Annotated in this window: 29 protein-coding genes and 1 pseudogene; 24 read left to right on the top strand and 6 right to left on the bottom strand. The window is 43.5% G+C overall.

Going from position 1 to position 24,977, the window contains the following annotated elements; genetic code table 11:
• Positions 1–24: 24 nt before the first annotated feature.
• The 3 genes from tlp to ACWJJ4_RS15095 all read left to right on the top strand — a co-directional run bounded on the left by tlp (position 25) and on the right by ACWJJ4_RS15095 (position 1,085).
• Positions 25–267 carry a small acid-soluble spore protein Tlp gene (gene tlp, locus ACWJJ4_RS15105; protein WP_003153975.1) on the top strand — a complete coding sequence of 81 codons (243 nt, stop codon included), beginning with the start codon at positions 25–27 and terminating at the stop codon, positions 265–267.
• Positions 268–353: 86 nt separating this feature from the next.
• The gene (locus ACWJJ4_RS15100) at positions 354–770 is read left to right on the top strand and encodes a YbgC/FadM family acyl-CoA thioesterase (RefSeq protein WP_077722385.1); all 417 of its coding nucleotides are present in this window, start codon (positions 354–356) and stop codon (positions 768–770) included.
• A 15-nt stretch (positions 771–785) separates the two neighbouring features.
• Positions 786–1,085: a hypothetical protein gene (locus tag ACWJJ4_RS15095; RefSeq protein WP_007611759.1), complete on the top strand. Its 300-nt coding sequence runs from the start codon at positions 786–788 to the stop codon at positions 1,083–1,085.
• Positions 1,086–1,115: 30 nt separating this feature from the next.
• Here the strand turns inward: ACWJJ4_RS15095 and ACWJJ4_RS15090 are convergent, their stop codons facing one another.
• Together ACWJJ4_RS15090 and plsY are read right to left on the bottom strand one after the other, a co-directional pair.
• Complete coding sequence (locus tag ACWJJ4_RS15090; protein ID WP_007410318.1) at positions 1,116–1,403, bottom strand: HesB/YadR/YfhF family protein; 288 nt, start codon at positions 1,401–1,403, stop codon at positions 1,116–1,118.
• A gap of 88 nt (positions 1,404–1,491) precedes the next feature.
• On the bottom strand, positions 1,492–2,073 hold the full coding sequence (plsY, locus tag ACWJJ4_RS15085) for a glycerol-3-phosphate 1-O-acyltransferase PlsY (RefSeq protein WP_454021781.1): 582 nt from the start codon (positions 2,071–2,073) through the stop codon (positions 1,492–1,494).
• Between the two features lie 151 nt (positions 2,074–2,224).
• Between plsY and ACWJJ4_RS15080 the strand changes: the two genes are divergently transcribed.
• The 3 genes from ACWJJ4_RS15080 to parC all read left to right on the top strand — a co-directional run bounded on the left by ACWJJ4_RS15080 (position 2,225) and on the right by parC (position 7,450).
• Entirely contained in the window at positions 2,225–2,632 is a 408-nt protein-coding gene (locus ACWJJ4_RS15080; protein ID WP_007410316.1) for a CoA-binding protein, read from the top strand.
• 424 nt (positions 2,633–3,056) lie between these two features.
• Positions 3,057–5,024, top strand: a complete 1,968-nt coding sequence (gene parE, locus ACWJJ4_RS15075; RefSeq protein ID WP_014305073.1) for a DNA topoisomerase IV subunit B — start codon at positions 3,057–3,059, stop codon at positions 5,022–5,024.
• 2 nt (positions 5,025–5,026) lie between these two features.
• Entirely contained in the window at positions 5,027–7,450 is a 2,424-nt protein-coding gene (gene parC / locus ACWJJ4_RS15070) for a DNA topoisomerase IV subunit A (protein WP_032858581.1), read from the top strand.
• Positions 7,451–7,501: 51 nt separating this feature from the next.
• Here the strand turns inward: parC and ACWJJ4_RS15065 are convergent, their stop codons facing one another.
• Positions 7,502–7,627 carry a hypothetical protein gene (locus tag ACWJJ4_RS15065; RefSeq protein WP_003153957.1) on the bottom strand — a complete coding sequence of 42 codons (126 nt, stop codon included), beginning with the start codon at positions 7,625–7,627 and terminating at the stop codon, positions 7,502–7,504.
• A 24-nt stretch (positions 7,628–7,651) separates the two neighbouring features.
• A complete protein-coding gene (locus tag ACWJJ4_RS15060; protein WP_065180810.1) occupies positions 7,652–8,005 on the bottom strand; it encodes a hypothetical protein in 354 nt (117 codons plus the stop codon).
• 376 nt (positions 8,006–8,381) lie between these two features.
• Here ACWJJ4_RS15060 and ACWJJ4_RS15055 point away from each other — a divergent pair, with 376 nt between their 5' ends.
• The 12 genes and pseudogenes from ACWJJ4_RS15055 (at position 8,382) to ACWJJ4_RS15000 (ending at position 20,226) form a co-directional block, all read left to right on the top strand.
• Positions 8,382–9,800, top strand: a complete 1,419-nt coding sequence (locus ACWJJ4_RS15055) for an alanine/glycine:cation symporter family protein (RefSeq protein WP_071391774.1) — start codon at positions 8,382–8,384, stop codon at positions 9,798–9,800.
• A 203-nt stretch (positions 9,801–10,003) separates the two neighbouring features.
• A complete protein-coding gene (locus tag ACWJJ4_RS15050) occupies positions 10,004–10,960 on the top strand; it encodes a sugar kinase (RefSeq protein WP_076851240.1) in 957 nt (318 codons plus the stop codon).
• Positions 10,961–10,989: 29 nt separating this feature from the next.
• The gene (locus tag ACWJJ4_RS15045) at positions 10,990–12,009 is read left to right on the top strand and encodes a zinc-binding alcohol dehydrogenase family protein (RefSeq protein ID WP_454021780.1); all 1,020 of its coding nucleotides are present in this window, start codon (positions 10,990–10,992) and stop codon (positions 12,007–12,009) included.
• A gap of 13 nt (positions 12,010–12,022) precedes the next feature.
• Complete coding sequence (locus ACWJJ4_RS15040) at positions 12,023–12,658, top strand: bifunctional 2-keto-4-hydroxyglutarate aldolase/2-keto-3-deoxy-6-phosphogluconate aldolase (protein WP_454021779.1); 636 nt, start codon at positions 12,023–12,025, stop codon at positions 12,656–12,658.
• 1 nt (position 12,659) lies between these two features.
• A complete protein-coding gene (gene uxuA, locus ACWJJ4_RS15035) occupies positions 12,660–13,736 on the top strand; it encodes a mannonate dehydratase (RefSeq protein WP_032858591.1) in 1,077 nt (358 codons plus the stop codon).
• Positions 13,733–14,569 (top strand): SDR family oxidoreductase, encoded by an 837-nt coding sequence (locus ACWJJ4_RS15030; RefSeq protein ID WP_032858593.1) that lies wholly within the window; start codon positions 13,733–13,735, stop codon positions 14,567–14,569. Before uxuA ends, ACWJJ4_RS15030 begins: the two co-directional genes overlap by 4 nt.
• A gap of 83 nt (positions 14,570–14,652) precedes the next feature.
• Complete coding sequence (locus tag ACWJJ4_RS15025) at positions 14,653–15,654, top strand: substrate-binding domain-containing protein (RefSeq protein ID WP_454021778.1); 1,002 nt, start codon at positions 14,653–14,655, stop codon at positions 15,652–15,654.
• Between the two features lie 66 nt (positions 15,655–15,720).
• Positions 15,721–16,992, top strand: a complete 1,272-nt coding sequence (locus tag ACWJJ4_RS15020) for an MFS transporter (protein ID WP_441394750.1) — start codon at positions 15,721–15,723, stop codon at positions 16,990–16,992.
• A 118-nt stretch (positions 16,993–17,110) separates the two neighbouring features.
• Entirely contained in the window at positions 17,111–17,926 is an 816-nt protein-coding gene (locus ACWJJ4_RS15015; protein WP_454021777.1) for a hypothetical protein, read from the top strand.
• 34 nt (positions 17,927–17,960) lie between these two features.
• Positions 17,961–18,338 (top strand): annotated as a pseudogene (locus ACWJJ4_RS15010) (YndJ family protein); the annotation flags it as partial.
• 526 nt (positions 18,339–18,864) lie between these two features.
• The gene (locus ACWJJ4_RS15005) at positions 18,865–19,152 is read left to right on the top strand and encodes an MFS transporter (RefSeq protein ID WP_454021821.1); all 288 of its coding nucleotides are present in this window, start codon (positions 18,865–18,867) and stop codon (positions 19,150–19,152) included.
• A 471-nt stretch (positions 19,153–19,623) separates the two neighbouring features.
• Positions 19,624–20,226 carry a hypothetical protein gene (locus ACWJJ4_RS15000; RefSeq protein ID WP_060674251.1) on the top strand — a complete coding sequence of 201 codons (603 nt, stop codon included), beginning with the start codon at positions 19,624–19,626 and terminating at the stop codon, positions 20,224–20,226.
• Positions 20,227–20,347: 121 nt separating this feature from the next.
• Here ACWJJ4_RS15000 and ACWJJ4_RS14995 read toward each other — a convergent pair whose 3' ends face one another.
• Complete coding sequence (locus ACWJJ4_RS14995; protein ID WP_156734966.1) at positions 20,348–20,683, bottom strand: hypothetical protein; 336 nt, start codon at positions 20,681–20,683, stop codon at positions 20,348–20,350.
• A 265-nt stretch (positions 20,684–20,948) separates the two neighbouring features.
• Here ACWJJ4_RS14995 and comI point away from each other — a divergent pair, with 265 nt between their 5' ends.
• The 5 genes from comI (at position 20,949) to ACWJJ4_RS14970 (ending at position 23,460) form a co-directional block, all read left to right on the top strand.
• The gene (gene comI, locus ACWJJ4_RS14990) at positions 20,949–21,092 is read left to right on the top strand and encodes a competence inhibitor ComI (RefSeq protein ID WP_219622380.1); all 144 of its coding nucleotides are present in this window, start codon (positions 20,949–20,951) and stop codon (positions 21,090–21,092) included.
• 363 nt (positions 21,093–21,455) lie between these two features.
• Entirely contained in the window at positions 21,456–22,553 is a 1,098-nt protein-coding gene (locus tag ACWJJ4_RS14985) for a response regulator aspartate phosphatase (RefSeq protein ID WP_454021776.1), read from the top strand.
• Positions 22,550–22,693 (top strand): hypothetical protein, encoded by a 144-nt coding sequence (locus ACWJJ4_RS14980; protein ID WP_197517094.1) that lies wholly within the window; start codon positions 22,550–22,552, stop codon positions 22,691–22,693. The genes ACWJJ4_RS14985 and ACWJJ4_RS14980 overlap by 4 nt, the downstream gene beginning before the upstream one ends.
• Before the next feature lie 172 nt (positions 22,694–22,865).
• Positions 22,866–23,144 (top strand): hypothetical protein, encoded by a 279-nt coding sequence (locus ACWJJ4_RS14975; protein WP_156734963.1) that lies wholly within the window; start codon positions 22,866–22,868, stop codon positions 23,142–23,144.
• Positions 23,145–23,169: 25 nt separating this feature from the next.
• The gene (locus ACWJJ4_RS14970; RefSeq protein WP_454021775.1) at positions 23,170–23,460 is read left to right on the top strand and encodes a hypothetical protein; all 291 of its coding nucleotides are present in this window, start codon (positions 23,170–23,172) and stop codon (positions 23,458–23,460) included.
• Between the two features lie 74 nt (positions 23,461–23,534).
• Here ACWJJ4_RS14970 and ACWJJ4_RS14965 read toward each other — a convergent pair whose 3' ends face one another.
• On the bottom strand, positions 23,535–24,293 hold the full coding sequence (locus ACWJJ4_RS14965) for a DUF2325 domain-containing protein (RefSeq protein WP_454021774.1): 759 nt from the start codon (positions 24,291–24,293) through the stop codon (positions 23,535–23,537).
• A gap of 314 nt (positions 24,294–24,607) precedes the next feature.
• Between ACWJJ4_RS14965 and ACWJJ4_RS14960 the strand changes: the two genes are divergently transcribed.
• The gene (locus tag ACWJJ4_RS14960; RefSeq protein ID WP_454021773.1) at positions 24,608–24,964 is read left to right on the top strand and encodes a lactococcin 972 family bacteriocin; all 357 of its coding nucleotides are present in this window, start codon (positions 24,608–24,610) and stop codon (positions 24,962–24,964) included.
• Positions 24,965–24,977 lie beyond the last annotated feature (13 nt).

The following is a 24,977-nucleotide window of genomic DNA, read 5'->3' as shown; positions in this document are numbered from 1 at the left end:
CATCATCAAAGGAGAGCAGACATTATGACAAACAATGATCAAAAACCGAATCCGGATGACCGTTCCGATAACGTTGAAAAGCTGCAGGATATGGTGCAGAATACAATTGAAAATATAGAAGAAGCGAAAGAATCAATGGAATTTGCGACAGATGAGGAAAAACAGCGCATTCAAGAGAAGAATGCCAGACGCAATGAAAGCATTGAATCGTTCCGCAGTGAAATTCAGGATGAATCGGCTGCAAGAGAAAACGGCTATCAATCATAATAAAAACCAGGGAAACCTGGTTTTTTTCTCTTTCCGGCTCGTTGTGATAAAATGGGGCTAATCTGATAAAAAGGGAGCAGAGAACGTTGCGTGTGTCAAAAAAAGAAATAGAAGTGCGTTATGCGGAAACAGATCAAATGGGTATCGTCTATCATGCCAATTACTTAGTCTGGATGGAGGTCGGCAGAACGGCGCTGATTAAGGAACTCGGATTCCTTTACAAAGATATGGAAGATAGAGGAGTGCTGTCCCCTGTATTGGATATCAGCATTTCTTATAAAAAGCCGCTCCGCTACGGAGAAACGGCTGTCGTACATACTTGGATTGAAGAATATAACGGATTTAAAACCGTTTACGGCTACCACATCTATAATCCGGATCAAGAACTTGCCATCAAAGCGACATCCTCTCATATATGCGTTGATAAAGAGAGCTTCAAACCGATTCAGTTTCGCAAGGCTTTTCCTGATTGGCATGCCGCTTACGAAAAGGCAAAAAAATAAGGAGCGGCTGCAGTTATGGCATTTGGAATTACGCGTAAGGAACTGGAAAGATGGAAGCGGGATGTATCGGAAGGTAAAATCGCTTTTTTAACGCATTACTGGCTGGACGACCGCTTTCCGGAGGCTAAGACCGTGACGAAGGCCGGTTCAAGCGATCTCAATAAACTGATCAGATGGGGAGCGGAGTACGGGCTGAAGCCGGAGTGGATTCACCATAAAAATGAATTTCCCCACTTTGACCTGCTCGGTGATACGCAAAGAAGCATATTAGAAAAAGAACGTCTGACTGATCATCTCAAAAGGTTCAGGCTGTAAAAAAAGAACGCATCCGCTGCGTTCTTTTTTTTACACGTAATCAAATACCGGCTCTTCTGCCTGATCTGAATATGTGACTGACAAATCGTGATTATCAAAGTACCATAAGTCGCTTTCTTCAATAAAAAAGGTAATGCCTTCAACTTCCGTGCTGGTGCCGATGTTCATCGGCCGGTCTTTTAAAATGCCGAGAGAAAAGCCTTTCTGAACGTTGCTGCATCCCCCGTAACGGACAAAGAAACGGACATGGTCGCCTGTTTCCAGATCGAGCTCTTCTTTGTACCAATCCAGCGCGCCTTTCGTTACTTTCATGTTCATCCGGAACACTCCCTTTTTGTTTCTCATATAAAGAAATTATCTCTATTATAAACGCATATGGCATTTTGATGTCAAAATTGAAGTTTCATCAAAACCATTTGATCTTCGGTTCTGTTTTGTTTATAATCCGTTTGATGTTTGCCCTGTGTCTGTAGATAACAAACGCGGTCAAGAGCGTCACTACGATTAATAAATAAGGGTCTTTTACAAACAGACAGTAAATAATCGTATAAATCCCTGTTAACATTGAAGACAGAGAAACAAATTTCGTAAGGAATAAAAATACGAAAAATACTGCAACCATCGTAACGAATAACAGCGGAGCATAAAACAGCAGGACGCCCCCTGATGTGGCTACGGCTTTGCCTCCTTTAAACTTTGCGAACACCGGGAATACATGGCCGACCACTGCTGCCACCCCTGCGAGAAGAGGATGAATGGGGACGTGCAGTAAATATGGGAGCGCCGCGGCCAGGGTGCCTTTTAAAATATCGGCTGCGACGACGACAGATCCCGCTTTAACGCCAAGCGTGCGAAAAGCATTTGTAGCGCCCAAATTGCCGCTTCCGTGTTCTCTAATATCGATCCCTTTCGCAAGTTTGCCTACGACTAAACCTGACGGGATGCTGCCTATTACATAGGCCAAAATAATCAATAAAGCAATCAACATCTACATTTCTCCTTTTCAATGTCCCTTCACTCTATTTTAACACGAGTTGTTACCGTCTGATGACAAGTTTTTTGAGAATTAAGCTGACAAAGCGCTTTTTTTGATTCCGGCGAAGCGGTCATGTACAATATATCAAAAGGAGATGGTAAAGATGCAAAATCCTTCAAAATCAGAGATTAAAGAAATTCTGGACCGGAGCAAACGGATCGCAGTCGTCGGGCTGTCAGACCGTCCCGACCGGACTTCTTACATGGTTTCCAAAGCGATGCAGGATGAAGGGTATGAAATTATTCCCGTCAACCCAACGATTGATGAGGCGCTTGGCGTTAAAGCCGTTGCTTCGTTAAAAGACGTGGAGGGACCGATTGATATCGTGAATGTGTTCAGACGCTCTGAGCAGCTTCCCGGCGTTGCTGAAGAATTTTTACAGACGGACGCTCCCGTTTTTTGGGCGCAGCAGGGCCTTGCAAATGAAGAAGCGTATCGCATGATTACAGACAAAGGACGGACGGCTGTTATGGATTTATGTATAAAAGTCGCCCGCGCTGTTATAAAATAGGAACAAAAAAGGCAAAAATCCTTGGCAAATCAGGGGTTTTTGCTTTTTTATTGAAAGAATACTCTTTGCGTATGATGATGAAACAGATACAATAAAGCATGAACAGCTTTTTTAGAAACCCCTTTATACAGGGGTTTGCAGTCTGTTTGCGATGGCCGGCATAAAGCTATATAATAGAAAGCGAACTCATGTTCTTATCTGCCGAAAAGGGCACCAAAAAGATGAAAAGCCGTTCGAATGTATGTCTTGCGGCCTAAAAAAACGAGCCATTCGCTTAAATATGTTGCGAAATCAAGCATATTGGTTATAATTGTGAGTCCGAGGAGAATTGGACCGAAGCTTGCGCATACTGAAAAACAAAGACATGAAAACATTTAAAAAAGAGAATGATTAAGAGCAGGTTTTTTGAAAGGGGTTTGTACGTTTGGCTAGAAAACAGCAATTTGATTACAACGAAGATGCCATACAGGTGCTTGAAGGCCTGGAAGCCGTCAGAAAACGACCGGGAATGTACATCGGTTCGACGGACGCACGCGGCCTGCACCATCTGGTATATGAGATCGTCGACAATTCCGTCGATGAAGTTCTTGCCGGCTACGGAGATCATATTATCGTAACGATACATAAGGACAACAGCATCTCTGTACAGGACAGAGGACGCGGAATGCCGACCGGGATGCATAAGCTCGGAAAGCCGACGCCGGAAGTTATTTTCACCGTGCTGCATGCCGGGGGGAAATTCGGACAGGGCGGCTATAAAACAAGCGGCGGTCTGCATGGTGTCGGCGCATCTGTCGTAAACGCATTATCGGAGTGGCTGACAGTTACTATTGAGCGTGACGGATATGTTTATAAACAGCGGTTTGAAAACGGCGGCAAGCCCGTGACTTCACTTGAAAAAATCGGAACGACCAAAAAAACGGGAACGCTTACCCATTTTAAACCTGATCCGTCAATGTTCAGCGCAACGGTTTATAATTTTGACACGCTGTCAGAACGTCTGCGCGAATCGGCTTTCTTGTTAAAAGGTTTGAAAATAGAATTAATTGATGAACGGAACGGCGTAAAAGAAGTATTTTATTATGAGAACGGAATTGAAGCATTTGTCGCTTATTTAAACGAGGAAAAAGACGCTTTATGCGAAGTGGTGTCCTTTGAAGGCGAGCATCATGACATTGAAGTCGATTTCGCGTTTCAGTTTAATGACGGGTATTCAGAAAATATGCTGTCATTCGTTAATAACGTCAGAACAAAGGACGGCGGCACCCACGAATCAGGAGCCAAAACGGCAATGACAAGAGCGTTTAACGAGTATGCGCGAAAGGTCGCCCTTTTAAAAGAGAAAGACAAGAATCTTGAAGGCGCCGATATCAGGGAAGGTTTGTCCGCAATCATTTCCGTCCGTATCCCGGAGGAACTGCTGCAATTTGAAGGCCAGACGAAAGGGAAGCTCGGCACAAGTGAGGCGAGATCCGCCGCGGATGCCGTCATTTCCGAGAATCTTGCTTATTTCTTGGAAGAAAACCGCGATACGGCAACCCTGCTTGTCAAAAAAGCGATTAAAGCAAGCCAGGCCCGTGAAGCGGCCCGTAAAGCGAGAGAAGAAGCGAGAAGCGGCAAAAAGCGCAAAAAATCAGAAGCGACGCTGAGCGGAAAACTCACACCGGCCGGTTCCAGAAATCCGGCGAAGAATGAATTGTATCTGGTGGAGGGAGACTCTGCGGGAGGTTCTGCAAAACAGGGAAGAGACCGGAAATTCCAAGCCGTGCTGCCCCTTCGCGGAAAGGTCATCAATACAGAGAAAGCAAAGCTTGCAGACATCTTCAAAAATGAAGAAATCAATACGATTATTCATGCGATCGGCGGCGGTGTCGGCGCAGATTTTGATATAGACGACATCAACTATGACAAGATCATCATCATGACGGACGCAGATACCGACGGCGCGCACATTCAAGTCTTGCTGTTAACGTTTTTCTACCGCTATATGAAACCTTTAATCGAGCATGGAAAAGTCTTCATCGCCCTTCCGCCTCTTTACAAAGTGAGCAAAGGAAGCGGCAAGAAAGAGATTATTGAATATGCTTGGTCCGACGAAGAAATGGACGGCGTTTTAAAGAAAGTCGGCAAAGGGTATACCATCCAGCGCTATAAAGGTCTGGGAGAAATGAACGCAGACCAGCTCTGGGAAACGACGATGAATCCCGAATCGCGAACGCTCGTCAGAGTCAAGATCGACGATGCGGCACGGGTAGAGCGCCGTGTAACGACATTAATGGGAGACAAAGTAGAACCGAGAAGAAAATGGATTGAAAAGAATGTTGCCTTCGGATTAGATGAGGAAAGCAATATTTTAGAAAATGAAAACTTGTCGGTCGCTGAGGAGGTTTAATAGTGGCACAGCCAGAATTATTTCATGATTTACCGTTAGAAGAAGTAATCGGCGACCGTTTCGGACGCTACAGTAAATACATTATTCAAGACAGGGCGCTGCCCGACGCTCGTGACGGTTTAAAGCCGGTGCAGCGGAGAATTTTATACGCCATGCACGCAGACGGAAATACATTCGATAAAAATTTCCGTAAAGCGGCGAAAACGGTCGGAAACGTTATCGGTAATTATCATCCGCACGGTGACAGCTCTGTTTATGAAGCGATGGTGCGGATGAGCCAGGATTGGAAAGTGCGGAATGTGCTGATTGAGATGCACGGCAATAACGGAAGCATTGACGGTGATCCGCCGGCTGCCATGCGTTATACGGAAGCGAGATTATCTTCTATCGCGTCAGAGCTTTTGCGTGATATTGATAAAAATACGGTTGAATTCGTTCCGAACTTTGATGACACCAGTAAAGAGCCGGTTGTTTTGCCCGCCATGTTCCCTAACTTGCTTGTCAACGGATCAACCGGGATTTCAGCGGGCTATGCGACTGATATTCCCCCTCATCATCTGGGTGAGGTCATTGATGCCGTCATTAAACGGATTGAATCTCCGGATTGCACCGTCGATGACTTGATGCAGGTGATTAAAGGGCCTGACTTTCCGACAGGAGGCATTATTCAAGGAGTCGACGGCATTCGGAAGGCTTATGAAACCGGTAAAGGCAAAATTATTATCCGCGGCAAGGCTGAAGTGGAATCCGTAAGAGGCGGACGGGAGCAGATCGTCATTACAGAAATTCCGTTTGAAGTAAACAAAGCCAATCTCGTTAAGAAAATGGACGAATACCGCATAGACAAAAAAGTCGAAGGCATTTCTGAAGTCAGGGATGAAACTGACCGCACGGGGCTCCGGGTGGTCGTTGAGTTAAAGAAAGAAGCCGATGCAAAAGGCATCCTGAATTTCTTATATAAAAACACTGATCTGCAGACAACATATAACTTTAATATGGTCGCCATACATAACCGCCGGCCGATGCTGATGAGTCTTACGGCCATCCTGGATGCGTATATTTCCCATCAGAAGGAAGTGGTGACAAACCGCTCCGTCTTTGAATTGCAAAAAGCAAAAGAGCGGCATCACATCGTTGAAGGACTGATGAAGGCGCTGTCTGTGTTAGATGAGGTCATAGCGGTCATCCGGGCAAGCAGCGACAAGAAAGATGCGAAACAAAACTTAATTTCTAAATTCGCATTTACGGAGCCGCAGGCCGAAGCGATCGTATCCTTGCAGCTGTATCGTCTGACAAACACGGATATTACGGCGCTAAAAGAGGAAGCGGAAGAGCTCAGCAAGAAAATTCAGGAGCTCGAAGCCATTTTAAGTCATGATAAAAAGCTGTTAAAAGTCATTACAAGCAGCCTGAAAAAATTGAAAAAGACCTATGCTGACAGCAGACGGTCTGTCATTGAAGAAAAGATTGAGGAAATTAAAATCAATCTTGAAGTCATGGTTGCCTCTGAGGACGTATATGTGACAGTCACAAAAGACGGCTATGTAAAACGAACAAGCCAGCGGTCATTTGCCGCTTCTAACGGCCAGGATTTCGGTATGAAGGATACTGACAGGCTGATTCACCAATTTGAAATGAATACAACGGATGTTCTTCTGCTCTTTACCAATAAGGGAAGCTATGTTTATTGTCCGGTTCACCAGCTTCCCGATATCAGGTGGAAAGACATGGGACAGCACGTAACGAACATCATCACGATTGACCGTGATGAAACCATCGTGAAAGCTATACCGGTAAAAGAATTTGATCCATCTTCATATTTATTGTTCATGACGAAAAACGGTATGGTGAAGAGAACTGAAATGACGCATTACAAAGCGCAGCGTTACTCGAAAGCGCTTGTTGCCCTTAACCTTAAAGGGGATGATGAGCTGATTGATGTTCATGTCACAGACGGCGGCAGCCAGCTGTTTATCGCCACCCGCCTCGGGTACGGTTTATGGTTCGGTGAAGATGAAGTAAATGTAGTCGGTGCCCGTGCGGCCGGCGTAAAGGGCATAAATTTAAAAGACGGTGATACTGTCGTATCAGGGCAAATTCTGCATGAGACAGATTCACTTGTCCTCGTCACACAGCGGGGAGCAATCAAACGGATGAACCTATCTGAATTCGAAAAAACATCCAGGGCGAAACGCGGTGTCATCATGCTGCGTGAGCTAAAAAAGAACCCGCATCGGGCAGTCGGCGTATTTGCGTGCGCTTTAGCCGACATGATCGCTGCGGAAACAGAAAAAGGCGAGAGAATCGAAATCGCCGTGAAGTCCTTGCGGGCGAATGACCGATACAGCAATGGCTCCTTCTTTACCGATGAAGATGAGACAGGGCCGGTAACAGATGTATGGCGTATCCCTGCATACGATGTTTAAGAGTAAAATTAAAATAAAAAACCTCCGCTCATTGAGCGGAGGTTTTACTATTTAGCTTTCATGGCTGCCGAATAAGTCAGTGATAGCGTGAATGACTTCGATTCCCTGCCATACAAATAAATTCAACGCAGTGAATGAAAACAACCCTAAAATCACCATTCGTAAGATAAACAACATGTTTAACAACCTCCTCATTTTATGTTACATAGATAGGCGATGTTGAACATGAAGCTCATCGAAATACGAGGACTGATAAAATTTAGCGATTAAAAAGCTTTTCTTTCGCTGTCTTCTCCGGGAAGCGGGGAGTCTCCTGTCTGATATCACGATCAGTGAGACAGAAGCGGCAAAAAGCGCCGTCAAGATATATGAGCCCGTCAGCGATTTTTTCTCATCATCAGCATTTTGGCCGGCCTTCATTTCGTGCATTTCCTGCTGGTCGGCTACCGCTTTAAAATGATGAGCGGTATCAAACGCATGGGGAATGGAGAGCAAATGAAAGCTTGCAATCGCTAAAAATAAAATAGAAGCTTTTAAAAACAAGATTTTTTTCAAATGTTCTCCCCCCTTCATAAGTCTGAATATTTTTATTATAATACCCTAATTTAAATGTAAAGTAAACACATTTATTAAATTTAAAAAATTATTATCCTGGTTAAGTATATACCATTCCATCCATCTTTTCATCTCTTTTTTCTTAAAGACCTATTTGTTATGATATGCACGCATTCCTTATGACGTGACAACATTTTTCGGGCTGTAAGATAAAAAACCGGGCATGACAGCAAAAGATGTGATGAAGAAACCGAAACATTTTCTTAAAAAAACTTCTCAACCACTGTTGTTGTGATATAATAATACCCGTTGTGTTAAAAGATCTAACATATGCAGCAAAAATGACAGTAAAAGATATGTAAAAGGGAGGTTAAACATGGAGGCTTTCATCAGTGAAATCATAAATGTTCCAAATGATTTTATTTGGAAGTATCTTGTTTATATTTTAGTCGGGATCGGATTGTACTTTACGTTCCGTTTTCGCTTTATTCAATTCCAGTACTTTTTTGAAATGTTCAGAATCGTCGGGGAGAAGCCGCAAGGAAATAAAGGAGTGTCTTCAATGCAGGCATTCTTTATCTCAGCCGCTTCTCGTGTCGGAACCGGAAACTTGACCGGCGTCGCGCTGGCGATTGCAACAGGCGGTCCCGGCGCAGTATTTTGGATGTGGATCGTAGCGATTGTCGGTATGGCTTCCAGCTTTGTGGAAAGCACTTTGGCGCAGCTGTATAAAGTGCGTTCCGGTGACGAATTCCGCGGCGGTCCGGCATATTACATGGCAAAGGGTCTGGGCGCCCGCTGGCTCGGTATTTTATTCGCCGTATTGATTACCGTTTCTTTCGGACTTATCTTTAACGCCGTGCAGTCAAATACGATTTCTGTGGCGTTTGACGAAGCATTCCATGTGAATAAAACAGTTATCGCAATCATTTTAGCTGTATTAACGGCTTTCATTATATTCGGCGGTCTGAAGCGTGTTGTATCTGTCTCGCAATTAATCGTTCCGGTTATGGCGGGAATGTATATTCTGATCGCGCTGTATGTCGTGATTGTAAATATCTCGGCGGTACCTGAGCTGCTTGTTACCATTGTGAAAAATGCGTTCGGTTTTGAGCAGATCGTCGGCGGAAGCTTAGGAAGCATCATTATTATCGGAGCGCAGCGCGGCCTGTTTTCAAACGAAGCGGGAATGGGAAGCGCGCCGAATGCGGCAGCAGCTGCACATGTGTCGCATCCGGCTAAGCAGGGATTAATTCAGACCCTCGGCGTGTTCTTTGATACGTTTATCGTTTGTACATCGACTGCTTTTATCATTTTATTGTACAGCTTTACACCTAAAGGCGACGGCATCCAAGTGACGCAAGCCGCACTGCAGCACCATCTCGGCGGATGGGCGCCGACATTTATTGCGATTGCGATGTTTTTATTCGCATTCAGCTCAGTCGTCGGCAACTATTACTATGGTGAAACGAATATTGAATTTATTAAAACAAGCAAAACATGGCTTAATATTTACCGCGTATTCGTCGTAGTGATGGTGGTATACGGATGTTTGGCTGACTTCCAGATCGTCTGGGACATGGCAAACTTGTTTATGGGACTTTTGGCTCTCATTAACTTAGTGGCAATCTTACTGCTGAGTAATGTAGCCTACAAGATCTATAAGGATTATGCCGCTCAGCGCAAAAAAGGTCTTGATCCTGTATTCAAAGCCGAGAATACCCCGGAGCTCCAGCATATTGAAACATGGGCGGAAGAAGAAGGTACAAGCCCTGAACGTAAGACTGCTAACTGAGGAAACATGCATACAATTTTCAAAAAAACCCCTTACATTTTGTTGTGAGGGGTTTTTTATGTGAAAAACCGGGTTATTTTTACTGAAAACAGATTTTTTTGAATTTATTGTATTTTTCTCTTGTGTATGTAAGGGCTTTCATATAAAGTTTAACTAAACCGGTTTACCAAACCGATTTAGTCTTAAAGGAAAGGAGTATTGATGTGGCTTCTGATTATGGCATTTTTACGATCGGTGATGCGATGATCACCTTAAATCCCGCAAGCACAGGACCTTTGCGTTTTGTTACCCATTTTGAACGAAAAGCAGGAGGAGCTGAACTGAATTTTGCGATTGCATGCGCCAGATTGAACCTGCACTCAAAGTGGGTCAGCAGACTGGGGAAGGATGAGTTCGGCAGGGTGATTTATCAGTTTGCCAAAGGAGAAGGAATTGATGTGACTGACGTCTCCTATGTTGAAGGCTTTCCTACATCTTTAAATGTCAAAGAGATCAGAAATGACGGTTCAGGCAAGACGTTTTACTATCGTTTCAATTCACCAATTCTGACTCTTGCACCGGAAGATATAACAGAGAATATGTTTGCCGGCATTCACATCGTTCATCTTACCGGTGTGTTCCTCGCGCTTGATAAGAAAAATCTTGAAATTGCTGAAAGAGTGCTTTCCATCGCCAAAGCAAGAAAGATTCCCGTATCTTTTGATCCGAATATCAGGCTGAAGCTGTGGACGATTGAGGAGGCTCGTGCGGCATTTCATCAAATCTTTCCGCATACTGATATTCTTCTGGCGGGCCGGGACGAAATGAAACAGCTGACAGGTATAGGAGAAAATGAAGCATTAGCCCGGTTTGCAGAGAGCTATTCAATCAGTCAGCTAGTCATAAAAGACGGTGAAGCAGGTTCTGCGCTGTATCATGATCATAAGTGGGTTCACAAAGAGGCTTTCCCGGTTGCGCCTGTTGACACGGTAGGAGCGGGTGACGGCTTTAATGCCGGCTACCTGTACAGTTATCTGCATGGTTTTGAACCGGAAAAACGTCTGGAGTTTGCAAATGCAGTCGGTGCGCTCGTCACCACAGTTTCCGGTGACAATGAAGGGCTTCCCTACCTAGAAGAGGTTCTGTCATTTGTAAACAAAGAGACTGTGATTGAACGGTAGCAAGCACAACTTAAAAAGCGGGTGAAAAAATGAAAGCGGTTCAAGTACGGAAAGCATTTGATCTGATGGTGACGGAATGTGAGAAACCGTCAGTTGTCCACGCGGATGATGTTCTTGTCAAGGTGAAGCGGGTCGGAATTTGCGGATCAGATTTGCATATTTATCATGGGACAAATCCGTTAGCGTCCCTGCCGAGAGTAATCGGACATGAAGTCACAGGGGAAGTCGCAAAGACCGGTTCTCATGTCCGGCGTTTCAAGCCGGGTGACCGGGTAGTGATTGAACCGATATCTTATTGCGGAACATGCTATGCCTGCCGGAAAGGACGTCCAAACGTCTGCAAAGCGCTTTCGGTGTTCGGCGTTCATGAAGATGGCGGGATGCGGGAATATATCGTGCTTCCGGAAAAGCAGCTGCATGCTGTTTCGCCCGATCTGCCCTGGGAGGAAGCGGTCATGGCAGAACCATATACGATCGGCGCCCAGGCTGTTTGGAGAGGCAGCGTCGAGAAGGAAGATACCGTTTTGATTCAAGGAGCGGGGCCAATCGGAATCTGCATATTAAAAATGGCAAAGTTCAAAGGCGCTTCCGTCATGATAACCGACTTGAATGATGAACGCTTAGCATTCGCTGAAAAAAACGGTGCGGACGTTACTGTCAACGCGCAAAAAGAAGATCCCGTTTTGCGGGTGAACGAATGGACAAAAAACGAAGGCGCCAATGTCGTCATTGATGCTGTCTGTCTCCCCTCAACGTTTGAAACGTCAATTGACGCGGTGTCTCTGGCCGGTCATGTGGTTGTGCTAGGTTTTGATGAGAGGACTGCCGGCATTTCTCAGCTTCCGATCACAAAAAAGGAAGTCACGATCACCGGTTCAAGATTGCAGACGAATCAGTTCCCGTACATTACAGACTTACTGAATAAAGGCCTGTTAACGCACGGCGGTCTTATTACACATACATTTTCAGCAGATGACGTCCATCAAGCATTTCAGTTGATCGAACAGCACCCGGACAAGGTGGGAAAAGCAATCATTACGTTTGATTAAAGGAGGAGCGAGAATGCTGCCTAAGTACGCCATTTACGAAAAACTTCTGCATGCACAAGTGGTGGCTGTCATAAGGGGACAAAACAGCCAAGAGGCGCTTGAAGTTTCAAAAGCGGCCATTTCAGGAGGCATCAGCGCCATTGAGCTTACATACACAACTCCTGAAGTGGAAGATGTCTTTAAGGAACTCCGGCATCAAGATATTCTTCTTGGAGCCGGTTCTGTAATGGATACAGAAACGGCGAGACACGCCATTTTATCAGGCGCCTCATTTATCGTCAGCTCTCATTTTGTAAAAGAGATAGCATCTCTATGCAACCAGTACAGCGTACCGTATCTGCCGGGATGCATGAGCGTGTCTGATATGGCTTTGGCGCTCGAAGCCGGATGTGATGTGGTAAAGCTGTTCCCCGCTAATTCGTTTAATCCCTCATTTATCAAGTCGGTCAACGGCCCTCTGCCGAATGTCCGCATTATGCCGACCGGGGGTATCTCATTAAACAGTATGAATGACTGGCTTTCTGCCGGAGCGGTCGCGGTCGGAGTGGGAAGCGACTTGACAAGAGCATATCAAAAGGGCGGCTATGAAGCTGCCGTATCCCTCAGCAAAGAATACGTCTGCCGAAAAAACGAATATACGGGGGTGTAACATGAATATCACGTTTCGCTGGTACGGCCAAGGTAATGATACGGTGACGCTTGAACATGTCAGACAAATTCCCGGGGTCAAAGGCATCGTCTGGGCTCTTCACCAGAAGCCCGCGGGCGAAGTATGGGAAAAGGAGGACATTGAAGCCGAAGTCAGATTCATTCAATCCTATGGGTTTCATGCAGAGGTCGTGGAAAGCGTGAATGTTCATGAAGCCATTAAACTCGGCCATGAAGAACGCGGACAATATATTGAGCACTATAAACAGACCATTCGCAATCTGTCCGAATTCGGCGTGAAAGTCATCTGTTACAATTTCATGCCGATTTTTGACTGGACGCGTACTGATATGTTCCGCGCACTGGAGGATGGGTCAACTGCTTTGTTTTTTGAAAAAGCGAAAGTGGAAAGTCTCCCTCCGGAAGAACTGATCCGCACGGTTGAAGAATCTTCTGATTTGACGCTTCCCGGGTGGGAGCCGGAGAAAATGGCCCGGATCAAGGAACTGTTTGAAGCCTATCAAACGGTCGGTGAAAAACAGCTTTGGGCCAATCTAGAATTCTTTTTACATGAAATCCTTCCTGTAGCGGAGGAACACGGCATTCAAATGGCCATTCATCCGGATGATCCGCCTTGGTCAATTTTTGGCCTGCCCCGTATTATCACCGGTGAGAAAAGTTATGAAAAGCTGCGAGAGATTTCAGATTCACCCGCCAACTGTATTACGTTGTGCACGGGTTCGATGGGAGCGGATCCCGCCAATGATATGGTGAAGATCGCCAAACACTATGCGGGAGCTGCGCCGTTTGCCCATATACGAAATGTGAAAATCTGCGATAACGGTGATTTTACGGAAACTTCGCATCTTACCAGTGATGGGTCCATTGATATTATCGGTGTGGTAAAAGAATTGCACGGCCAAGGCTACAAAGGATATGTACGGCCTGATCACGGCCGTCATATCTGGGGCGAACAATGCCGGCCGGGCTATGGTTTATATGATCGTGCCTTAGGAATTATGTACTTGAGCGGACTGTGGGATGCGTTCTCGTCTCATGAGAAAGAGGTGAAGAGATGAGACCGATTCATGGACGTTTATCAGGAAGAACCGCTGTCATAACAGGCGGGAGCGGTGTTCTCTGTTCAGCAATGGCAAAGGAGCTTTCACGGCAGGGGATGAAAATTGCGATCGTCAGCCGGAATGCTGATAAAGCAGAGCGTGCGGCGGGCGAGATTGCTGATGCTGGAGGAACCGCGGTTTCTGTACCGGCTGATGTTTCAGCCCGTGATTCGCTCGAAAAGGCAAAAGACGAGATTATCAGCCGGTTCGGCTCTGTCAATCTTTTAATTAACGGAGCCGGGGGAAACCACGCTGATGCGATCACTGCCAATGAGACGTATGAAGAGGATGAGCAGAGCCCATCATTTTTTGATATGGACGAAACGGGATTTTCCAGCGTATTTTCAAGCAACTTTACCGGTGCATTTCTGGCATCGCAAGTGTTTGGAAAAGACCTTTTGAAGGCGGAATGTCCCGCGATTATTAATATTTCTTCTATGAGCGCGTATACACCGATGACAAAGGTGCCTGCCTACAGTGCGGCTAAGGCGGCGGTTCAGAATTTTACGATGTGGATGGCTGTTCATTTCGCGAAAAAAGGGCTGCGGGTGAATGCCATCGCTCCGGGTTTCTTTTTGACTGCGCAAAACCGTGAGTTGTTATTACAGGAAGATGGAAGTCTGACAGACCGATCCAATAAGATTATGGCACATACACCGATGAAACGTTTCGGGAAACCGGAAGACCTTCTGGGAACGCTCCTGTGGCTTTCGGATGATTCATACTCAGGCTTTATCACCGGGGTCACCGTTCCCGTCGACGGAGGTTTTATGGCTTATTCGGGAGTGTGACAGAATCCAGTTCCCTGTCAGATTGTAAACGATTTACTTCTGACTTATACTAGTGAAAAATGAAGACAGACGGGGATGAGTCTATGAAAACCATTACAATTTCTGATGTGGCGAAATATGCAAACGTATCTAAAAGCACCGTATCTCAATTTTTAAATCAGCGCTATGACTATATGAGCGAGAAAACGAAACAAAAAATAGAAGCGGCCATTCATGAGCTGAACTATCAGCCGAATTTCGTCGCCCGCAGCTTAAAACAGAAATCAACATTTACGGTAGGTGTGGTGGTGGCTAATATTCTTCACACCTTTTCCACTCAGGTCATCAGGGCGGTGGAAGACTATTTTCATGAACAAGGATTTCATATTATTGTCTGCAATGCGGATGATGAACCGGAAAAAGAAAAGAAATATATTGAAATGCTCAGGGCCAAGCAGGTGGACGGAATTATTATTTTTCCGACGGGCGAAAATCTCTCCTTATATGAAAAGATGAAACGCGATACGTTTCCGGTCGTGTTTATGGACAGAACCATTGAAGAACTCGGGATTCCGACAGTGATGCTTGATAACCATCATGCAGCCGGTCTTGCTGTTGACCGGTTTATCGAGAGCGGCATTAAGAGAATCGCGATTATTACGACGTCCATTATTCGGGAAATCAGTCCGAGGGTAGAGCGGATTGAAGGGTATAAAAAGGCGCTTGACCGCCACGGAATGATGGTGCGGAACGAATATATCAAAACAGCCGATGCGGCTGATATATCCAATGTTTTGTCAGAGCTGTTCTCCCTTCAGGAGCCTCCGAAAGCGATATTGGCGGCAAACGATATCGTTCTTGTTGAGGTACTGAAGTATATGAAGGAGCATGATATGACAATTCCTGATAAGGCAGCCGTCATCGGAATTGATGAAGTTCCTTTTGCGGGTTTTTTTACTCCTCCGATTACGACGATCGTCCAGCCTGCGGCAGAAATGGCGCGAAAAGCGGGAAGCCTTCTTCTTCGCCAGATACAAGAAAAAGATAGCGGTGAAAAACGGATTCACCGCTATAAACCGGCGCTTATCGCAAGGCAATCCGGATAACCGGTTTCATTGCATAAACCGGTTTACTCCGGCAATTTAAATTATGAAATAAGAGGGAGGGATTTTATGTTCTCAAAGGATAGATTCCCTATTATTCTTCTTTTATTTTCAGCCGGGGTGATTAACTATTTAGACCGCTCAGCGCTGTCTATTGCAGCGCCGTTCATACAGCAGGATCTCACATTGTCTGCAACCCAAATGGGGCTGATTTTCAGCAGTTTTTCTGTCGGATACGCTGTGTTTAACTTTCTCGGCGGTGTTGCATCTGACCGGTACGGGGCTAAATTGACATTGTGTACGGCGATGATCGTTTGGTCTCTTTTCAGCGGGGCGGTTGCGCTTGCTTTCGGATTTGTAAGTCTTTTGATTATCCGTGTTTTATTCGGTATGGGAGAGGGGCCGCTGTCGGCTGCCATAAGCAAAATGGTCAACAATTGGTTTCCTCCGTCTCAGCGCGCCACGGTCATCGGCCTGACAAACAGCGGCACGCCGCTCGGCGGAGCGATTTCCGGCCCGATTGTCGGGATGATTGCTGTGGCGTTCAGCTGGAAGGTTTCCTTTGTCCTGATCATGATCGTCGGTTTAGTCTGGGCGTTTATCTGGTTTAAATTTGTCAAAGAACGGCCGGCGCCGACGGAAGACGCCCCGGCAATGAAAGCGGCGATTCAATCGCATGAGCAGCATATCCCGATGACCTTCTATTTGAAACAAAAAACGGTTCTCTTCACGGCTTTTGCCTTTTTCGCCTACAATTACATCTTATTTTTCTTCTTAACATGGTTTCCGAGCTATCTGGTGAAAGAACGCGGTTTAAGTGTTGAATTTATGAGCGTGGTGACTGTTATTCCCTGGATTCTTGGATTTATCGGTTTGGCGGCAGGCGGAATGATTTCTGATTATGTATACAAAAAAACCGCCGGAAAAGGGGTTTTGTTCTCACGGAAAGTCATTCTTGTCACTTGCCTGTTCGCTTCCGCTGTACTGATCGGATTTGCCGGACTTGTTACCACTACCGTAAGTGCCGTTATTCTCGTTGCTTTATCAGTCTTCTTTTTATATATAACGGGCTCTATCTATTGGGCGGTCATTCATGATGTGATTGATCAAAGGAATGTCGGGTCAGTCGGCGGCTTTATGCATTTTCTTGCAAACACGGCCGGTATTATCGGGCCTGCTTTAACCGGCTTTATCGCGGATAAAAGCGGATCATTCTCGGGGGCGTTTTTGCTTGCAGGCGGATTAGCTGTTTTGGCCTCGGCTGCGGTAATCCGTTTCGTGCGTCCGATAATCATTCAAACAGTTTCTGAAGATAAAAAAGACACGATACCTTATTCATAAGTCATCAAAGCCACTGAGGCTGTCCTGCCGATAACGGGATGGCCTTTTCGTTCTCCTGCTTGATCTGTTCCTATGATAATATAGGAATTGTTTACAAAAGAAGGGAAGAGGAGGGGGCATGAAACAGAAGCCGATATATGTCGAAATCAATATTGCATCTGATATAGAAACGCTTTGGGAATATACGCAAAACCCGCATCTTCATAAGGAATGGGATCTGCGTTTTTCTGACATTACATATCTTCATAGGCTGCCAGATGAACCGCAGAGATTTCTATATGAAACACGAATCGGTTTTGGGCTGAAGGTATCCGGCACAGGCGAATCAATAGGTGACATAAGGCCTCGCTCGTCAGAAAGAGTGTCTTCGCTCGCTTTTGTCTCTGATCATCCGCTGTCACTTATAAAAGAAGGCAGGGGCTACTGGAAGTATATAGAGCGGGATAACGGACAAGCCTCATTTTTGACTCAATATCAATATGAAACGGCCCGCGGTCTGCCGGGAAGTTGGATAGACAGGTTTTTATTTCGTCCTCTGCTAAGCTGGGCTACCGCATGGAGCTTTGATGCGTTGCGGCTTTGGATAGAACAAAACAGACATCCGAAGATATCAGTCCGTTTCGGATTTGTCTATGTCTGTATGTGTCTCGTATTCAGTCTGTATTGGTTTTTTCAAGGATTTCATGATGGCTGTGCCGATGCAGAGATCGTGAGGGGAGCGCTGGAGACAGGGTTAGGGGTATTATGGCTGCTTCCTATGCGGAGAAAGTGGCTGATTCACGCCGGGCAGTCAGTCTTCTTTTGTGTAACGGCTCTGTTATATTCCGGCGGCGGATTCTTGATCTCATTAGGAGTACTTACAATAGCCGGTATGATTCTTAAGCTCAAGCTGCCGAGCGCCTGGCATACAAAACGAAAGAGAGAAGTGAAATGACGGATTCAATGTATGAAGCGGGGCAGATTCATTTGCGTGGATCAGAACAAATGAAAAGCAGGAAACCGTTTTTACTGCGCTGTATTCAGCGTACAGGGCAAAAGGGGAAGGATACATGAATATCTCTCTTCCGCTGCCGTACGGCCAAATGACGGGCATTTTAAAGCCTTATGCGCATAAGCAGAATCTTGTTTTGACAAGCAGACGGCGAAAAAGCGGAGCGGGTGATGAAGGGATTTATCTCCAGACAAAATGGGGAACGTGTCATCTTCCGCTGGCAGAGACATTTCTTATTTCAGCCCAGAGCGAAACAAGCCTGAAGGCCGTTCATCATATGTGGCTGTTCGGACTGAAATTTTTAACTGTACATTATCGGATCACTCACGCTTCCGCAGGTAACCGAAGCAAATAACAAGCTGCAGAGCCGTCTGTTCATCACGCGGCTTTTTCTCATCTACATGGGTTATATTCACCATTTTATTTGCGAGCTATTTTGCGGCGGATGACACGAAAGGAGTCATCCGCTGGATCTCATTTATTCTCGTGTTAGCAGCTGTCAGGAATGTGCATGAGCGGTTATGTTGTCAGTGAATGAGGATGGGACGCGGCATTTTTGGATCGGGAGCGGCCCGGGAGCGGCCTCGGTCTTTGCCTGTCTTTCATGATTCGCGAAATGAAAACGACCGCAATGTTTGGCTTCACAACGGCGAGAAAGAAATCAGCTTGTTGTCTTTTCGTTTATGACTCTGCACGCACTGACTCCGCTAGTGATAGGAACATTAGTTCGCAGGTGCGGAAACGGGTAACATTAAAGCTGTTTTATTTACTCGCAGCCTTTTTATTTTTATCATTCCTTTTACCGTCAGCTCGATGGCGCTTTATGTGGTTCAGGTTTTAATAGGTTTTTCACTCGGCATTATTTTCCTTTGCTGCTTGGAATGTCGATTGAGTCTGTTCCGGAAGACATGAGAGCAACATCGATGGGGGCATACCAGGCGCTTTATGCACTCGGTATTTTCGGAGGACCTTTGGCCGAGGGATTTTTTAATGATTGGCTGGGGCTCAGAGCCGGATTTTATTTCGCGGCAGTGCTCGGGCTGGCGGCTGTCATACTTGCTCAGCTCATATGTGGGGAGCCGATGCGAAAAAATCGTCGGAAAAAAGCAGGGAAGATGCGGCAAAGTATTATCAGACCTGATTTTTTATATGCTTGCCTAAAGAAATGATCTCATTGCGAATAAATTTCCCTTCTGTCTCAATAACTAAAGTACACTTAGTTATTGAGACAATAATTCATTCCGTCAAATCATATCACCAAGCACATTGATACATAGATTATAAAATTAAAAACAGCATTTACAGGAGAGAATACCTCTCAAGATAAATAATTAATGGATTAATTGTTTTATTTTGGATAATAATAGGGTAAATTGGTAGTGGAAGAACAAACATAAGGAGGGGTGATTTGATGATAAAGCTTAATTCAAGAAACGCAACATGAGTCCAATGGCATCTTTGACAAAATTCTGACTCTAACAGTTCGTAGCTGGCCCGTAATAGGGCACAGGAAGAAACTCTCCTAAAAATAACTGGCCTCAAACATTTAGACACCACGAAATAGCTATCAAGCTTAAAATCTAACTTCATCAATAAGAACAAACATAAATAACCCGAAAATGGAAGGAGTATGTTTAAATATGAAGGTGCATTTTAAGTTCTGGTCAATTGCGTTTGTTTTAAGTATTGTTCTTTATGGAATTATCGGGACAGGCCAAGCACATGCCGCCCAAAAAGACAATGCAACCACAGATATCACACTCGATGCTAAGAAAGAAGAGGTAGCTTCTCAAATAAAAATCTATAATGAAGAAAATAATCAGATTCATCCTTACACGTTGAAGGAATTAAAAGATATGATCAAGCTACAGGAAGAAATGCCGTTGGATGGCTCATTTCATGTTTTATATTCAACCTATACAAGCAAAGCCTTTAGTTTCAAATATAACTTTTCAATTGGTGGAGGAACATACGGGAAAGCATTTAAAAACCCTGGTACTTTGTTGATTACCCCGCAAGGGACTGCGAAAAAGTTCTCGGTAGCAGCAAAGTATGACAATGGGAAAGGTGGAGTAGGGGGCCAAGCAGGGAAAGTATCATTACCCGGCGGATGGACAGGCCAGATTCATATGAACTGGACTCATTTGAAAAGAGGAAAAAGCTATCACTTTAACTTTATTAATGACAGCAGCAGTGATGTAACTGTGAAAATTAAGGAAGTAATTGTATGGTATAACTGGTAAAGAAGAGCAGGCCCTAAAAGGGCCTGCTTTAATTATAGGAGGCTAATAAGCTTCACAGGAAACCTCTGAATACAAAAAAAGAAACCCTTTTGCCTTGTCGGGTTTCGGAACACACAGTTTTTTATTGCTTTGTATCATTTAAATATTTTTGATGTTCCTTTTCCAAGACTTTTCTATCCTCTTTAATAACTTCGATTTTGTATTTCTCTTTTACGTCTTCAGACAAATTGTCATTTAAATATTCTCGCAACTTCGTCTCGCTTTTGGTTTTATCCATTCCAATTGAAATAACCGGATCTGTTTCTCCGATTCCGTAGCTGACCAATCCGAATTTCTCCCAAGCATTGTCTAACACTTCATCTGGTGTTTTTTGATTACCGTTTACTGCATATAGAGCAATACTAAACATGAATAAAGAAGAGACTACAACCAAGATTCCAACTACTGTTTTTTTCATCTGTTCCTCCTTTTTCTTGAAAAGTAAATATATCTCTCTTAATCCAAAGTATATCATAGGTTATTTTGATGGCAAAGTCACACCGTACCTCAAAATGTTAAAGTACTGAAACGGTGGGACGAAGAAGTTGCTATAATAGAAGAAAGAGTACAAAGTCATACGTTGTTTTTTTAGTCAATTCAGATAAAGTGGAGTTAGCAATAGATCGGCTTTTCGTAGTGGCGTTCGGCTCACCTCCATATCTGGAAAGAAGGGAGGTGAGAATATGGCAGTAGAAAGCGCACTTGGATTGATGTTTCAATTCGGAATCCTCATTGTAGGGATTCTAACGCTTGCCTATAGTTTCTCAAACAAAAAAAGTAAGAACGCCCCAGACTCCTACATCTTGGCGTTCCCACTCATAAACTAGACTTTTGGAAAAAAGCCGACTCCCTTGCAGGAGCTATTCTATTGCCGATCGGAGATGTTACCAGCATCTTCGATCTTTTTTATTGTATGCTCTTTCTGTGTATTATATTCACAATATCATCAGAAAGGAGAAATATAATCATGTAATGCTTATTGAATATATACTGATTGTATCTTTTCGTTGACCGAAAATCAACCGCAAAGATGTGAAGAATACGTTTCCATTAATTAGAATTGTGATAAAATATTAGGTAGTGACAAATGAATATGACGCACATCTGATTGGGACTTCTGAAAAAGATTATGAAATAGTACGCATAATCTAAAATCAAAATTCTGAATATTTAAAGAAAGGATGAGGAAGGTGGAAACCAAAAAGATAGAGTTTGAAAAGGTTGCCCAAAGTCTTAATGAATGGTATACAGTTATCAAGCAAAACAATATCCCTAAAGCAACAGAAATGAGGGAGAAAATTGTTAAAGCTTTACCTGACATGGAAGAAAATCAGAATGTGCTGCTGTACTTCAATCTCATAGATTCACGATTTAAACGCATGACTGAAAACTATAGGGAATCAGGTCATCTACTCGGAAAAGCAGATTATGAAACATGTACAGATGACATGATTCAATATTATTTTTATCTCTTTAATGGCCTGTATAACTTCTATCAGAAGGATTTTATAGAAGCAATTAACTTTTACAAAATCGCTGAAAGCAGACTCAGCAAAGTACCCGACGAAATAGAGAGGGCAGAATTCCATTATCAAACTGCGATTGCCTACTATGAAATTCGCCAGAACTTTTTCTCGCTCAACCATGCTGAAAAAGCGCTAGAAAGTTTCAGAGCAGTCGATAATTACACCAATCGTGTAATCAAATGCACCATGCTCTTTGCCATGAATAAAGTTGACCTTCAGCAATGGGAGCAAGCGATCAGTTTGTATAAAAACGCAATACATATCGCTCAAAAAGTTAAAGACGGGCTTTCAGAAGGTTTAGGGCATTTCAATCTAGGTGTATGCTATGAAAGACAGGAACGCCTTGAATTAGCTAAGGAAAGCTTTTTAAGGGCTTTGGATATTCCTGAACATTGCGATTCCGTCTATTCCATTCGCTCAATGTACATGTTGAGTCGTGTTTTTTACAAATTAGGATCAATTGAATCAGCGCGGGTATGGAGAAGTAAAGCACTTGCATATGCTGATAAAGTAAACGAAGAAGTATACAGGGCAAAATTGAACCTCATATATTTTGTATACGATGCGACTGATCATGAGTCCTTTGATTTGAATATGAATGTACTGAAGGGGAAAAACTTGTGGTCGGATGTCGCTGACTTGTCTCTAAATGCAGCATTGTATTACAAAAAGCAGGAAAACGCTGATCTGTCATCTAAATACTTTGAGGAAGCTTGTACTGCTAAGGATCAAATAATAAAGTTTACGGAGGCGTTGTCATGAAAAAACGTACTGTTTTAATTACTGCTGCTATTCTCGGACTGCTTCTTGTGTCCAGCGGACATGATTTCGGAACAAAAGAGAATGGATATTTCGGCATATCAAACGATTTCCAAACAGCCGAAAATGGAGCACTGGGATAAGAAGAAAAATGGATAAAAAGATCGCTGATAAAAGTATTTTAAGCCGGCCAAAGTGCCGGTTTTTTAATGAGAGAATGTCAGTTGCCAACCTTTATGTTAAAAGCCTTAATTAAGGGCTTATTTTTTGGACACTGATGAGTGAAAACTGCGAACATGAAAGGAGAGCTTATAAATGAGTGCATCTAAAGAGCTTTATGCTTCTATGGGATGGAGTGAGCCGAAAAAGAAAGAAGACCCAATTTTTAAAGTCGGCCAACGGTTTACAATAAATTACGGATTTCAAAAAAATCTGAAAGGCACTTGGGAAATCGTAAGTGTCAATGACTCTCCACACTATGAATGTGTTAAAATTTTAAAAAACGGCAAGCTTTCAAAAGGAGAAAACTTAAACTGCAAAAGACACTTTTATGTATCATGCATAAAACAAGCACTCGAACATTCAAAACTTTAAACAAGCATAAGAGGAGAGAAAAACAATGATTCAAGAACAAAGATATGTAGACACATTAAACGAGCTATATGGTGAAGGAAAATACGAGTTTGAATACATCGCACAAGGAAAAGATGCTTGTTTATGCCTGGTATCAACTCAAAATCGATTTGAGCTAGTTCGGCTGCATAATCAAAAGGCAGAAATACAAGTAAGCATAGATGCCAGATTCAATCTTGAGAAAATCAGGACAGAGTTTCATCGACTTGCTTTATTGGCGAAAAACCTATACGTTACTGACTACAAAAGATTAATAGAGGAAAATGAAATGCTTTAAAAACCGCGCATAATTAAGTTGCCTGCTAACGATAGGTAATTAGCAGGCAACAAATCAAATGATCTTAAATTGGCTTATTCAATCATTTCTTTTATCAAGTTAGTTATTGTTTTCACTCCATATGTTTTTGATTGCCTAAAAGGGACGTTGTACTCTTTACAATATTTATTTGCTTGTTGGCTTCCTGCATGTCTTTCAGTGAAAGGCGTAATAACTATAACAGCATCACTTTTCCTTACAGCAGAACTAATCTTCACTCCACTTTCATCACCTCTTAATAACTGATGATTGATGCCGGCTGAACCGAATAATTTTTTTAAATTTTCCTGTGTTTCGGTTGCGCCCATTATTGTCACAGTTTTATCCTTTAGTTTCCCCTCAAAAGGATCTGAAGCAGCAGTCTGTTCAGCAGATTCTTTCTTTGCAGATCTTGAAGACGAAGTAGGGCTGGTGACAAACGAATGCGAAGAATGGTTATGATTATGTCTCCATGCAATCTGTAATTTCTTTTCAGACATAAGGTAGGCTACATCTACGATTGAACCCTCAGCCAAATTAAATTTTTCTTTTGTGTAATCGTTAATAAATAGGCTTTTCTCCTGACCGTCTATGTGAATAGGGCCATCCAATGCGCTTTGTTGTACAATTAGTTGATCATTCACAGCTTCTACAATGCAGTATCTAAATTCTCTTCTATCTGGTTCAATTCCATCTATATTGACTTTTTTGTAAAGCGAAAAATCATATCTTCCATCAACCTCTGTAGGATCAACTTGAATGATATCACCTGAAGCTATTTCAAGATCCCGAATTACGGTTTCTGGAATAAACAAAGAGGGGTGTGACTCTGAAAGTGATTGAAGTTCTCCACCAACTGCTTTTCTTTGAAATTCATAAAGTGATTGGTTAACTATTTCATCAGTTTATGATTATACTTATATCATATAGGAAGTTGATTTAACCCTCAAATAGCTATAAGACACGGTTTGGAAAGAGGAGAAGGTTTTGGGCTATTACGATTAAACATCTTGTATTCTATCAGTACATGTTAACAAGAATTATGAGTCTATCAAGCTCTGATTTGTCCATTATCTATATCCATTTTCCGAATAAATGCAAATATATTGTAAGATTATTAAGATTCTCATTGAAGAAGGTTCTTGCTTCAATTGTATTAGGTATAGGTTTACTAGGAGGACAAGCTGCTTTTGCCAGTCAGTCGAACGATGTCAATCATGGGGAAGTTAATTTGGACGAATCAAGAGATTTAATGAGCGCCATGAAGCTTACTAAATCAACTCCGGGCGGCGGTACTTGGTATCACGGCTTCGAAAAAGGCCAAGTTCATTCCAATTACAATCATAAGAAAAAGACTCACAAATCAAGTGCTGCGGCTGGATCAAGATTCTATGAGTCTAAATGGAAGAAAAAAGATGAAGGGTATACCTACGCTTCCGTGTATCAAACCCTTTTCGGAAACAAGGCTTTTTGGGATACAAAATAAAGAAAACGATAGC

The organism is Bacillus sp. JK62, from assembly GCF_053663455.1.
Note: the sequence above shows the minus strand (reverse complement) of the source record. Positions and strands in the feature narration are given on the sequence as shown.